The organism is Streptomyces sp. NPDC101393 (genome assembly GCF_044767385.1).
Lineage (GTDB): Bacteria > Actinomycetota > Actinomycetes > Streptomycetales > Streptomycetaceae > Streptomyces.
The window spans coordinates 108,660-120,901 of sequence record NZ_JBIWNU010000008.1; the positions used below are offsets into that span (position 1 = coordinate 108,660).

General features: G+C 71.3%; 12 protein-coding genes. 7 read left to right on the forward strand and 5 right to left on the reverse strand.

Annotated features, from left to right (window positions below):
- Positions 1 to 63: 63 nt before the first annotated feature.
- The 4 genes from tsaB (at position 64) to ACIRQ7_RS25370 (ending at position 2,952) form a co-directional block, all read left to right on the forward strand.
- Positions 64 to 723, forward strand: coding sequence for a tRNA (adenosine(37)-N6)-threonylcarbamoyltransferase complex dimerization subunit type 1 TsaB (tsaB, locus tag ACIRQ7_RS25355; protein ID WP_401474576.1), 660 nt, complete (start codon positions 64 to 66; stop codon positions 721 to 723).
- Positions 724 to 773: 50 nt separating this feature from the next.
- A complete protein-coding gene (gene rimI, locus ACIRQ7_RS25360; protein ID WP_404265282.1) occupies positions 774 to 1,310 on the forward strand; it encodes a ribosomal protein S18-alanine N-acetyltransferase in 537 nt (178 codons plus the stop codon).
- A gap of 5 nt (positions 1,311 to 1,315) precedes the next feature.
- A complete protein-coding gene (gene tsaD, locus ACIRQ7_RS25365; protein WP_401474579.1) occupies positions 1,316 to 2,446 on the forward strand; it encodes a tRNA (adenosine(37)-N6)-threonylcarbamoyltransferase complex transferase subunit TsaD in 1,131 nt (376 codons plus the stop codon).
- Positions 2,447 to 2,586: 140 nt separating this feature from the next.
- Positions 2,587 to 2,952, forward strand: coding sequence for a hypothetical protein (locus tag ACIRQ7_RS25370; protein ID WP_404265016.1), 366 nt, complete (start codon positions 2,587 to 2,589; stop codon positions 2,950 to 2,952).
- Here ACIRQ7_RS25370 and ACIRQ7_RS25375 read toward each other — a convergent pair.
- On the reverse strand, positions 2,936 to 4,174 hold the full coding sequence (locus tag ACIRQ7_RS25375) for a methyltransferase domain-containing protein (protein ID WP_404265017.1): 1,239 nt from the start codon (positions 4,172 to 4,174) through the stop codon (positions 2,936 to 2,938). The two genes, ACIRQ7_RS25370 and ACIRQ7_RS25375, sit on opposite strands and share 17 nt — an antisense overlap.
- A gap of 160 nt (positions 4,175 to 4,334) precedes the next feature.
- Between ACIRQ7_RS25375 and ACIRQ7_RS25380 the strand changes: the two genes are divergently transcribed.
- On the forward strand, positions 4,335 to 5,231 hold the full coding sequence (locus ACIRQ7_RS25380; protein ID WP_404265018.1) for a polysaccharide deacetylase family protein: 897 nt from the start codon (positions 4,335 to 4,337) through the stop codon (positions 5,229 to 5,231).
- A gap of 28 nt (positions 5,232 to 5,259) precedes the next feature.
- Here ACIRQ7_RS25380 and ACIRQ7_RS25385 read toward each other — a convergent pair whose 3' ends face one another.
- Positions 5,260 to 6,687 carry an FtsW/RodA/SpoVE family cell cycle protein gene (locus tag ACIRQ7_RS25385; protein ID WP_404265283.1) on the reverse strand — a complete coding sequence of 476 codons (1,428 nt, stop codon included), beginning with the start codon at positions 6,685 to 6,687 and terminating at the stop codon, positions 5,260 to 5,262.
- Positions 6,688 to 7,299: 612 nt separating this feature from the next.
- Between ACIRQ7_RS25385 and groES the strand changes: the two genes are divergently transcribed.
- Together groES and groL are read left to right on the forward strand one after the other, a co-directional pair.
- Entirely contained in the window at positions 7,300 to 7,608 is a 309-nt protein-coding gene (groES, locus tag ACIRQ7_RS25390; protein WP_401474591.1) for a co-chaperone GroES, read from the forward strand.
- Positions 7,609 to 7,743: 135 nt separating this feature from the next.
- A complete protein-coding gene (gene groL, locus ACIRQ7_RS25395; protein ID WP_401474594.1) occupies positions 7,744 to 9,366 on the forward strand; it encodes a chaperonin GroEL in 1,623 nt (540 codons plus the stop codon).
- Between the two features lie 130 nt (positions 9,367 to 9,496).
- Here groL and ACIRQ7_RS25400 read toward each other — a convergent pair whose 3' ends face one another.
- The 3 genes from ACIRQ7_RS25400 to ACIRQ7_RS25410 form a co-directional block, all read right to left on the reverse strand.
- A complete protein-coding gene (locus ACIRQ7_RS25400) occupies positions 9,497 to 10,192 on the reverse strand; it encodes an ester cyclase (protein WP_404265019.1) in 696 nt (231 codons plus the stop codon).
- 98 nt (positions 10,193 to 10,290) lie between these two features.
- Complete coding sequence (locus tag ACIRQ7_RS25405; RefSeq protein ID WP_404265020.1) at positions 10,291 to 11,352, reverse strand: hydroxyacid dehydrogenase; 1,062 nt, start codon at positions 11,350 to 11,352, stop codon at positions 10,291 to 10,293.
- 41 nt (positions 11,353 to 11,393) lie between these two features.
- Entirely contained in the window at positions 11,394 to 12,218 is an 825-nt protein-coding gene (locus ACIRQ7_RS25410; protein WP_404265284.1) for a carbohydrate ABC transporter permease, read from the reverse strand.
- Between the last annotated feature and the right edge of the window lie 24 nt (positions 12,219 to 12,242).

Genomic DNA, 12,242 nt, shown 5'->3' on the forward strand with positions numbered 1-12,242 from the left:
TGGCTACGGAGGGGACGGTAGCACCGGAACGGGGAGCACCGGCCGCGCCGTAGTCTTGAGGGCGTGCTGCTGCTAGCTCTTGACACCGCCACCCCCGCCGTCACCGTCGCGCTCCACGACGGCTCCCGCGTCCTCGCCGAGTCCCGACAGGTCGACGCGCGCAGGCACGGCGAACTTCTGCTGCCCGCCGTCGACCGCGTCCTCGCCGAGGCGGGTGTGAAGCTCGACGCGGTCAGCGACCTCGTGGTCGGCGTCGGCCCCGGCCCGTACACCGGACTGCGGGTCGGTCTGGTCACCGCGGCGACCTTCGGGGCCGCGCTCGACGTCCCGGTCCACGGCCTGTGCTCGCTCGACGGCCTGGCGTACGCCGCCGGGCTGGACGAGCCGTTCGTCGTGGCCACCGACGCCCGCCGCAAAGAGGTCTACTGGGCCCGCTACGCCGACTCCAGGACCCGGCTGACCGACCCCGCCGTCGACCGCCCCGCCGACCTCGCCGACGAGATGGCCGGGGTCCCGGCCGTGGGCGCGGGCGCGCTGCTCTACGACGCGGTGTTCACCGGCGTACGCCGCGAGGGCCCCGAGCACCAGTCCGCGGGCGCGCTCGCCTCGCTGGCCGCCGAGAAGCTCGCGGCGGGCGAGGAGCTGCTGCCCGCCCTGCCCCTGTATCTGCGCCGCCCGGACGCGCAGGTGCCCGCCAACTACAAGGTGGTCACCCCGAAGTGACGCCCCCCGCCGACACGGTCGCGCCCGCGGGCACCGCCACCCTGCGCGAGATGCGCTGGTGGGACCTGGACGCGGTGCTCGCCCTGGAGAACGCGCTCTTCCCGGACGACGCCTGGTCGCCGGGGATGTTCTGGTCCGAGCTGGCGCGCGCCCGGGGCTCCGACGCCAACCGCCGCTATCTCGTCGCCGAGCTGGACGGCCGGCTGGTCGGCTACGGCGGGCTCGCCGCCGTCGACGGCACCGGTGACATCCAGACCATCGCCACCGCACGCGACCAGTGGGGCAGCGGCCTGGGCGGCCGCCTGCTGGGCGAGCTGCTGTCCGCCGCCACCGCCTTCGAATGCCACGAGGTGCTGCTGGAGGTACGGGTCGACAATCTCCGCGCCCAGCGGCTCTACGAGCGCTTCGGCTTCGCGCCGCTCGGCTTCCGGCGCGGCTACTACCAGCCGGGCAATGTCGACGCGCTGGTCATGCGCCGCCCGGCCACGGACCCCGACACCGAAGCCGGCACCGAACCGGGCACCGGGGGCGACGCCACGTCCGCCTCCGACACCGCCCCCGACTCCCCCTTCGCACAAGGAACTTGAGAGATATGGCTGACGCACGCGGCGGACCGCTGGTCCTCGGGATCGAGACCTCCTGTGACGAGACCGGTGTCGGCATCGTCCAGGGCCACACCCTGCTCGCCGACGCCGTCGCCTCCAGCGTCGACGAGCACGCCCGCTTCGGCGGCGTGGTCCCCGAGGTCGCCTCGCGGGCGCACCTGGAGGCGATGGTCCCCACCATCCAGCGCGCCCTGAAGGACGCCGGGGTCAGCGCGCGCGACCTCGACGGCATCGCGGTCACCGCGGGCCCCGGTCTCGCGGGCGCACTGCTGGTCGGCGTCTCGGCGGCCAAGGCGTACGCCTACGCGCTCGGCAAGCCGCTCTACGGCGTCAACCACCTCGCCTCGCACATCTGCGTCGACCAGCTCGAACACGGCCCGCTCCCCGAGCCGACGATGGCGCTGCTGGTGAGCGGCGGCCACTCCTCCCTGCTGCTCGCGCCCGACATCACCTCCGACGTACGCCCCCTGGGTGCGACGATCGACGACGCGGCGGGGGAGGCGTTCGACAAGATCGCGCGGGTGCTGCACCTCGGCTTCCCCGGCGGCCCGGTCATCGACCGCTACGCCCGCGAGGGCAACCCCGACGCGATCCGCTTCCCGCGCGGCCTGACCGGCCCCCGCGACCCGGTGTACGACTTCTCCTTCTCCGGCCTCAAGACGGCGGTGGCCCGCTGGATCGAGGCCAAGCGGGCGGCCGGTGAGGACATTCCGGTGGCGGACGTCTCGGCGTCCTTCCAGGAGGCCGTGGTGGACGTGCTCACCCGTAAGGCCGTCCGGGCCTGCAAGGACAACGGCGTGGACCACCTGATGATCGGCGGCGGCGTCGCGGCCAACTCCCGGCTGCGCGCGATGGCCCAGCGCCGCTGCGAGGACGCCGGCATCACCCTGCGGGTGCCGCGGCCCAAGCTCTGCACCGACAACGGCGCGATGGTCGCCGCCCTCGGCGCCGAGATGGTCGCCCGCAACCGCGCGGCCTCCGACTGGGACCTGTCGGCGGACTCGTCCCTGCCGGTCACCGAACCGCACGTCCCCGGCACGGCGCCGGAGCACGGTCACAGCCACGCACATGACCACGACCATGTGCACGAGGTGAGCAAGGCCAACCTCTACTCCTGAGGCGCACCGCCCCGGGCGGCTCCCCGGAGGGCGTGTTTTGTCTTCCTGGGAGCACTCCCGCCGCTCACCGCCCCGGGGCCCGCGCGGAGGTCTTACCCTGGCAAGCAGCACCGGGCGCGCGTGTGGGGAGGCGGAGAGCTGTGGACTGGTTCTGGTGGGTCTTCATCTTCTTCATGGCGGGCGGCTTCGCCAAGGTCGCCGACACCGCGCGCACGGCCCTGCGCACCCGGCACGAACGCACGATGGAACGCCTGGAGACCGCCCGTCAGGAGCGGCAGGAGCTGGCCGCCGCACACAAGCCGCCGGAGCCCGTGTGCGGGTGCACCCACCACCTCGCCAAGCACGACAAAAAGGGCAAGTGTCACGAGCGCGTCGAGGTGCCGGTCGCCTGGGACGCGGACCACAAGCCGGTGCAGTACGAAGCGGGCCAGTGCACCTGCCAGCAGTACGTCGGCCCGCAGCCGCTCTCCCAGATCTACGCCGAGGACCTCACCGACCTGGCGTGAGGGGCGCCTCCGGCGATTCCGCGGGGTGCCCCAGCAGCATGGTGGGGGCGCCGGCGACCCGGGTGAGGAAGATCGTGCAGGACCGCCGCCCGCCGCCCAGCTTCAGCTTCTTGCGCAGCTCCTCCGGCTCGACCGCCGACCCCCGCTTCTTGATCACCGCCACCCCCACCTCCCGCTCCCGCAGCAGCGCCTTCAGCTTCTTGACGTTGAACGGCAGCACGTCCGTGACGGCGTAGGCGGTCGCGTACGGGGTCGCCACCAGCCGGTCAGCGGTGACGTACGCGATCGTCGGATCGATCAGCCGGCCGCCGACCTGCTGGGCGACGTCCGCGACGAGATGGGCCCGGATGACCGCGCCGTCCGGCTCGTACAGCCAGTCCCCGACCGGCCCCGGCTCCGGGTCGGGCAGCCCCGCGCCGAGCAGCGAGTCGCCGGCCGGAAGCAGGGTGGCGCGCCGGCCGGCGGGAGCCAGGGCGGGGCCGGCGGCCGCATCATGGGCCGCCCCGAACCACAGCACGGCTTCCTTCACGTCACCGGAGTCGGAGATCCACTCCGTCTCGGCGTCGTCCGGCAGCGCGTCGTGCGGCACACCGGGCGCGATCTTCAACGCCGCGTACGGCGCCTTGCGGGCCGCCTCGACGGCCCAGGACAGCGGCGGCGAATAGGCCTCCGGATCGAAGATCCGGCCCCCGCGCCCCCCGCCCCGCCGCGCCGGATCGACGAACACCGCGTCGTACCCGGCGGTGTCCACCTCCGTCACATCCGCGCAGCGCACCTCCACCAGCTCCGCCAGCCCCAGCGCCTCGGCGTTCGCGCGGGCCGCGGCGCAGGCCAGCGGATCGCGGTCGACGGCGAGCACCGAGATCCCGGCCCGCGCCAGCGCCAGCGCGTCGCCGCCGATCCCGGAGCAGAGGTCGACCAGGGTGCGCACGCCCAGCGCGGCGAGCCGGGCCGCGCGGTGGGCGGCGACCGTCGCGCGGGTGGACTGCTCGACGCCGTTGGGCGTGAAGTACATGAGCCGCGCGTCCGCCCCGAACTTCGCCGCCGCGCGCTGCCGCAGCCGGGCCTGCCCGAGCGCGGCGGAGACCAGTGGCGCCGGGTGGTCGCGGCGCAGCCGGGTCGCGGTGGCCAGCTCGTCGGCCGGATCGTGGTCACGCAGTGCGGCCAGCAGCGCCTGTCCCTCGGGGGCGAGCAGTGCGGAGAAGGTGTCGAGATCGGTCACCCGCCCATCATTCCTCCTGGACGGCGAGGCGAACGGCGGCGGGGGCGACGGGAGCCGGCGGCGGGTCGGCGGGGCGGTGTGGGCCGGACGGTGGACGGTCTCCGCGTGGCGGGCGGCGGCACAACCACGACGGGCGGGCGCGCTGCCAGAATCCGGCGCTATGCATCTTGTCGGACTTTTCCGGGCGCGGGGCCTGCTCGCGCTGTGCGCACTCGGGTTGCTGGCCGCGGGCTGCGGCACGATCGCCACCGACGGTCAACAGGACAACGAACCGGCGGGCAGCCGGATGGCCGCCCCCGCCGCCCGCGCCCTCGTCACCCAGGCCCGCACCCTGGAGCGGGCGCAGGCCCGCGAAGTGGCGGCGGCCAAGCACTGGGGGCTGGACACGGCGCCCCTGTCCCGGCCCCGGCCGCCGGCCCGTAAGCCGTTCCTGGCCAGTGAGGCGCGCTACTCCCGGGGCGGCCCGGGGCTGCCGCCGGTGATCTCCCGGGTGCCGACCGACGACAAGGTCGTGTTCCTGACGATCGACGACGGTGACGAGAAGGACCCGGAGTTCGTGCGGATGATGCGCGAACTGGACGTCCCCTACAGCGCGTTCCTCAGCGACTACCTCGCCAGTGCGAACTACGGCTACTTCCGCGGTATGCGGAAGCTGGGCAACGGCGTGCACAACCACACCCTGCACCACCGCTATCTGCCCGGCCTCGACGCGGACGGTCAGCGCAAGGAGATCTGCGGCCAACAGGACATCCTGCAACGCGAGATCGGCGAACGGCCGCGCCTCTTCCGCCCGCCCTACGGCAACTTCACCGAGGAGACGCTGCACATCGCGGCCTCCTGCGGTGTCGAGGTCGTCCCGCTGTGGACCCAGGAAGCGTTCCCCGACCGGATGGAATACCGCGACCTGGACCAGCGGCTGCACCCCGGCGACATCATCCTGACCCACTTCCGGGGCCGCCACGACTGGCCCGGGACCATGCCCGACGTCGCGCGCCGGGTGGTGCGTACGGCCACCGAACAGGGCTTCGCCATCGCCCGGCTGGAGGACTACGTCTGAGGGCGGGCCGCGGCCGGCGCCCCGGGCTTCATGCCGCCGGCCCGGGTGCCGGCTCGCGGTGTCCGCGGTGCCGCCGCGAGGGCCGGCCGCTCCCCGCGGCCACCGGCTCCCGGCGCCGCTGCGCGCTGTCGCTGATCCGCAGCAGCAGCGCCACCATCACCCAGTTCGCGACGAGCGACGAACCGCCCTTCGCGAGGAACGGCAGCGCCTTGCCGGTGAGCGGGATCAGCCCCGTCACACCACCCGAGACGACGAACACCTGGAGCAGCAGCGCCCCGGCCAGCCCGACCGCCAGCAGCTTGCCGAACGGGTCGCGGGCGGTCAGCCCCACCCGCAGCCCCCGCTGGGCGAGCAGTACGTACAGCAGCAGTACGGCCATCACCCCCGCCAGGCCCAGTTCCTCCCCGACGGTCGTGAGGATGAAGTCGCTGTTCCCCGCGAAACCGACCAGCTCCGGGTGTCCCTGGCCCAGACCGCTGCCGCCGATGCCGCCGCTGCCGAAGCTGAACAGCGCCTGCGCGGCCTGGTCGGAGATCAGCCCCGGCGGGCGTTCGGACGGGGGCAGAAAGATGTCCATGGGGTGCAGCCAGGCCATGATCCGGCCCTTGACGTGCGGTTCGGTGGAGCCGACCACGGCCGCCCCGACCGCGGCCATCGCGAGTCCGCAGATCACCCAACTGGTGCGCTCGGTGGCCATGTAGAGCATGATCACGAAGACGCCGAAGAAGATCAGTGAGGTGCCCAGGTCGCGTTCGAAGACCAGCACCAGCAGGCTGATGACCCAGATCGTGAAGATCGGTGCGAGCTGCCGTCCCGGCGGCAGCTGGACGCCCATCACCCGGCGCCCGGACAGCGCGAGCGCATCGCGGTTGACGGTGAGATAGCCCGCGAAGAACACCGAGATCATGATCTTCACGAACTCGCCCGGCTGCAGCGACAGCGGCCCGAGCAGGATCCAGCGCTTGGCGCCGTACCTATCGGCACCGAAGAACGCCGGAGCCATCAGCAGCACCAGCGCGACCACCATCGTCAGATAGATGTAGCGCTGCAGTATCCGGTGATCGCGCAGCACCATGAGGATCACGATGCAGGCGGCCACCCCGATCACGGTCCACACCAGCTGTCCGCTGGCCGCCTCGGCGATGCTCAGCCGCGGCGTCACGGCGTAGGTCATGTCCAGCCGGTGCAGCAGGACCAGGCCGATGCCGGTCAGCAGGGTGGCCAGCGGCAGGATCAACGGGTCGGCGCGCGGCGCGAAGCGGCGTACGACGAGGTGCGGGACCAGCGCCACGAAGAACATGCTCACCGCGAACCCGGACAGTCCGCCCGGCAGTTGCCCGGTCATCGACAGGCCGGTGCAGGCGTAGCCGAAGACCGTGATCAGGACGCTGAGCACGAGCAGCCAGGCCTCGGTCCGGCGCCGGTCCGGCGCACGGGCCAGGGCGGCGAACGTCATCGTGCGCTCGGCATCGCTCTCCGGCGCCCCGCCACCCCGGGTGGCGCTCGTCAGTCCCCGCACGCAATTCCTCCGGCCTTCGCCACAACAGTCGGCAAGGTAGACGGCTGGGGGGTAGGCACGGTTGCGGGGCGGGTGTGCTCTTTGCCCCACGTTGTCGGCTCTCCGGCCCAGGCGAGGGGGGAAGGACAGGAACGGGCCGACGGGTACGGGACCACCGTCGCCCCTCCGCCTTTCCTCACCCCCACCAGGGGCGGGCGCACGGCTTACGGGAGGGGCCGGGCCGCAGGGACGCAGTCCCGGGGGCCCGGCACCGCACCCACCAAGCACACCGAGGGCGCCCGGCCCACAACCATCCCCGCCCCGCCGTCAGGCGGGGAAGAACAACGGACGAGACGCGGCGGGGCGGACGGCCGCGGGGGACCCGGCAACGCCACACCTGGCACTCCGCTTGACCGAGTGCTAACCGCGTCATAGTCTCGGCGTTGGCACTCTCCGCAGGGGAGTGCTAAACACGGCGACGGGCTGTTCCGGCACCCGCGACGACGGTTCCTCCTGGTCGCCACCCCAGACAGTTAACCCCGTGAGATCTCCGAAGGGGGAGGTCGGATCGTGACGACCGCCAGCACCAAGGTTGCCATCAAGCCGCTCGAGGACCGCATTGTGGTCCAGCCGCTCGACGCCGAGCAGACCACGGCCTCTGGCCTGGTCATCCCGGACACTGCCAAGGAGAAGCCCCAGGAGGGCGTCGTCCTGGCCGTGGGCCCGGGTCGCTTCGAGGACGGCAACCGTCTTCCGCTCGACGTCACCGTCGGCGACGTCGTGCTCTACAGCAAGTACGGCGGCACCGAGGTGAAGTACAACGGCGAGGAGTACCTCGTCCTCTCGGCTCGCGACGTTCTCGCGATCGTCGAGAAGTAATTCACCCAGAATTGCCTAGATCTGCGCCCCTGGTTCCCGCGTCTAAACAACCCGGGGCAGGGGCGCAGTTCGTTTGAGCGATAGCGGCCACCGCTGCGTGGCCGAGGATCGCAACGAGAGGACTTGAAGCAACCCATGGCGAAGATCCTGAAGTTCGACGAGGACGCCCGTCGCGCCCTCGAGCGCGGCGTGAACAAGCTTGCCGACACCGTCAAGGTGACGATCGGCCCCAAGGGCCGCAACGTCGTCATCGACAAGAAGTTCGGTGCCCCGACCATCACCAACGACGGCGTCACCATCGCCCGTGAGGTAGAGGTCGACGACCCGTACGAGAACCTCGGCGCCCAGCTCGTCAAGGAGGTGGCGACCAAGACCAACGACATCGCGGGTGACGGCACCACCACCGCCACCGTGCTGGCCCAGGCGCTGGTCCGCGAGGGCCTGCGCAACGTCGCCGCCGGCGCCTCCCCGGCCGCCCTGAAGAAGGGCATCGACGCCGCCGTGAAGGCCGTGTCCGAGGAGCTCCTCGCGACCGCCCGCCCGATCGACGACAAGTCCGACATCGCTGCCGTGGCCGGCCTGTCCGCGCAGGACAAGCAGGTCGGCGAGCTCATCGCCGAGGCGATGGACAAGGTCGGCAAGGACGGTGTCATCACCGTCGAGGAGTCCAACACCTTCGGTCTGGAGCTGGACTTCACCGAGGGCATGGCCTTCGACAAGGGCTACCTGTCGCCGTACATGGTGACCGACCAGGAGCGTATGGAGGCCGTCCTCGACGACCCGTACATCCTGATCCACCAGGGCAAGATCGGTTCGATCCAGGACCTGCTGCCGCTGCTGGAGAAGGTCATCCAGGCCGGCTCCTCCAAGCCGCTGCTGATCATCGCCGAGGACGTCGAGGGCGAGGCCCTGTCGACCCTGGTCGTCAACAAGATCCGTGGCACCTTCAACGCCGTGGCCGTCAAGGCCCCCGGCTTCGGTGACCGCCGCAAGGCGATGCTCGGCGACATGGCCACCCTCACCGGTGCGACCGTCATCGCCGAAGAGGTCGGCCTCAAGCTCGACCAGGCCGGTCTCGACGTGCTCGGCACCGCCCGCCGCGTGACGGTCACCAAGGACGACACCACCGTCGTCGACGGTGGCGGCAAGTCCGAGGACGTCCTCGGCCGCGTCAACCAGATCAAGGCCGAGATCGAGTCCACGGACTCGGACTGGGACCGCGAGAAGCTCCAGGAGCGCCTCGCCAAGCTCGCCGGTGGCGTCTGCGTCATCCGTGTGGGTGCGGCCACCGAGGTCGAGCTCAAGGAGAAGAAGCACCGTCTGGAGGACGCCATCTCCGCGACCCGCGCCGCGGTCGAGGAGGGCATCGTCTCCGGTGGTGGCTCCGCTCTGGTGCACGCCGCCAAGGTGCTGGAGGGCTCCCTCGGCAAGGAGGGCGACGAGGCCACCGGTGTCGCCGTCGTCCGTCGCGCCGTCGTCGAGCCGCTGCGCTGGATCGCGGAGAACGCCGGCCTTGAGGGCTACGTCATCACCGCGAAGGTCGCCGAGCAGGACAAGGGCCAGGGCTTCAACGCCGCCACCGGCGAGTACGGCGACCTGGTCAAGGCCGGCGTCATCGACCCGGTCAAGGTCACCCGCTCCGCCCTGGAGAACGCCGCGTCCATCGCGTCGCTGCTGCTCACGACCGAGACCCTGGTCGTCGAGAAGCCGGCCGAGGAAGAGGCCGACGCGGGCCACGGTCACGGCCACAGCCACTGACCACGCTCCGCATGATGTCGCTCGCGTAGCGACATCGCGCGTCGTCAAGACGCCCCTGTCCTGCCGCGGTTCTGCGGCGGGGCAGGGGCGTTTTGCGTGGTGCGGCCGCCCGCGCGGCGTCGTGCCGTGGTCAGCGCAGCACGCCGAGCGTCCGCATGATCTGCATGATGTCGTAGTGCCACCAGCCTTCCTGGATCCTTCCGTCGCGGAAGCGGAAGACCGTGGTGCCGGTCATGGTGCAGCGCTTGCCGGTGGCGGCGATGCCCATGAACTCACCCCGGTGCGTGCCGGTCCAGGACCACAGCGTCACGACGTCGTCACCCTCGGAGATCTGGCGGTTGATGGTGAAGGTGAAGTCGAAGGCGCCGCGCCAGCCGGTCACGTCCTTGCGGATCTCGGCGGAGCCGATCGTGGCGTCCACGTCCTTGCTGATGTCGTGGTCCCGGTAGTCGGGCGCGAACAGCTCGTCGATGGCGTCGAGGTTGCCGTCGACGGCGATCTCGCCGAAGAAGCGGCGCGCGGCGGCGGTGTTGAGCTGTTCGTCGCGGACCACGTCGAGGTCGGTGAAGGAGGGCGCGCCATCGCAGAGCGCCACCATCTCCTGGAAGATCTGGCCGGTCTCCGGGAGGCGGGAATTCTTCATCGCCTCTTCGTGCGACGGGAAGTCGACGATCTCGACGAAGTGCGAACTGTCGGAACGGTCCTTGCCGACGACGCTGTGGGTGGCGCTCCGCCTGCCCTTGGTCTGCTCCATCCACTTGTCCATGAGCTGGTTCATGCCGTCGATCTGATCGGTCTTGAAATCGATCACTTGTACGAATTTCATGGCGCCTCCCGCGTCGCGTGCGGGCCTCGTGAAGGAGGGGATAAGGCCAGTTTAGCGAGGAATGTCCACCCTGCGGTCGGTGTGCCCGCCCGGAAGTGTCAGGCCGAATGGTGCAGCGCCCCGGGGAGGACCGGATCGGCGAACGGGCGGCCGGTGGCGAACCGCTCCACCTCGTCCAGCGCCAGGTCGGCCATCCGGTGCAGTTCGCCGCCGAGCGAACCCGCGATGTGCGGGGTGAGCAGCACGTTCGGCAGGTCGTACAACGGCGAATCGGCGGGCGGGAGTTCGGGATCCGTCACGTCCAGGACCGCGTTGAGGCGGCCGGTGGTCAGCTCGGGGAGCAGGGCCGACTCGTCGACGAGCGAGCCGCGTGCGGTGTTGATGAGGGTCGCGCCATCGGGCATCAGGGCCAGCTCGCGGGCGCCGAGCAGATGGTGGGTGGCGGGGAGCTGCGGGGCGTGCACGGTGACGATGTCGCTGTCGGCGCAGAGGGCGTCCAGGGGGACCCGCGTCGCGCCCAGCCGGGCGGCCTCGGTGGCGTCCACGTACGGGTCGTACAGCAGGATCCGCAGGTCGAAGGGGCGCAGCAGGGCGATGAGGCGGCGGCCGATGCGGGAGGCGCCGATGACGCCGACGGTACGGCCGTAGTTGCCGGAGCCCTCCCACTCCCGCTGCCAGTCGTACGGGCGGTCGCGCAGCGTGCGGTAGCGGTGGGCCGCGTGCAGCACCCGTTTGTTGGCGAAGAGGATCGCGGCGAGGGTGTATTCGGCGACCGGCAGGGCGTTGGCGGCGGCGGCCGAGGTGACCGTGATGCCGCGTTCCCAGCAGGCGTCGGTGATGTGGTGTTTGACGGAACCGGCGGCGTGGACGACGGCGCGCAGCCGGGGGGCCGCCTTCAGCACCTGGGCGGTGAGCTGCGGGGCGCCCCAGCAGGTGAGCAGCACCTCGGCGTCGGCGAGTGCGGCGGCGATCTCCGGTGCGGGGTCGGCCAGCTCGTGGGCGACGCGGCGGGAGTCGGTACGGGTGAGCGTCGTGAGGCGGGTGTGGTGATGGTCGGCGAGCAGCCGGTCGGCGACACCGGGGCCCATGGCGAGCAGCAGGGAGGGCCTGGTGGGCGGGATCTCCGCAGGTCCGAGGGGACTGTCAGTGGTGGGGTGCATGGTGGTACCGGAACTCCTTCGCGGCCGCCCGACATTGGCCGTCATTTGACGCTGCCGGCGGCGAGGCCGGCCTTCCAGTGCCGCTGGAGGGCGACGAAGGCGATGATCAGCGGGATGACGGCGAGGAGCGAGCCGGTGACGACGAGAGGGTAGTAGGACGGCTCGGCGTGGGTGTTGCTGTTCCATGCGTACAGCCCGAGGCTGAGCGGGAAGAGGTGTGGGTCGGAAAGCATGACCAGGGGGAGGAAGAAGTTGTTCCAGATGGCGGTGAACTGGAAGAGGAAGATGGTCACCGCGCCGGGCATGACCATGCGCAGGCCGATGGACCAGAAGATCCGCAGCTCGCTCGCGCCGTCCATACGCGCGGCTTCGACGGCCTCGGCGGGCAGGTAGCCGGCGCTGAAGACCCGGGCGAGGTAGACCCCGAAGGGGTGCGCGAGGACGGGTATCAGCACCGCCCAGTAGGTGTTGACCAGGCCGGTCCGGCTCGCGAGCAGATAGAGCGGCAGGGCGAGCGCGGTGGTGGGCACCAGCACCCCGAGCAGCACGACACCGAACAGCCGCTCCTTGCCGGGGAATTCGTAGGTGTGGAAGGCATAGCCGGCCGCCACCGAGATCAGCGCGGAGAGCAGGGCGCCACCGCCCGCGTAGAGCAGGCTGTTGGCGTACCACCGGAAGTAGATGCCGTCGTGGAAGGACGCCAGCCGGGAGAGATTGCCGCCGAGATCGAAGCCGTCGAAGGTGAAGGCGTCGCCGGCGAGCAGCCCGCCGGCGTCCTTGGTGGCGGCGGTGACCAGCCAGGCGAGGGGGAAGAGCGTGTAGAGGACGGCGAGCACGAGCGTGCCGTTGACGGCGGTCCGGGACAGCCAGCGGCTGCGGGAGGGGCGGGC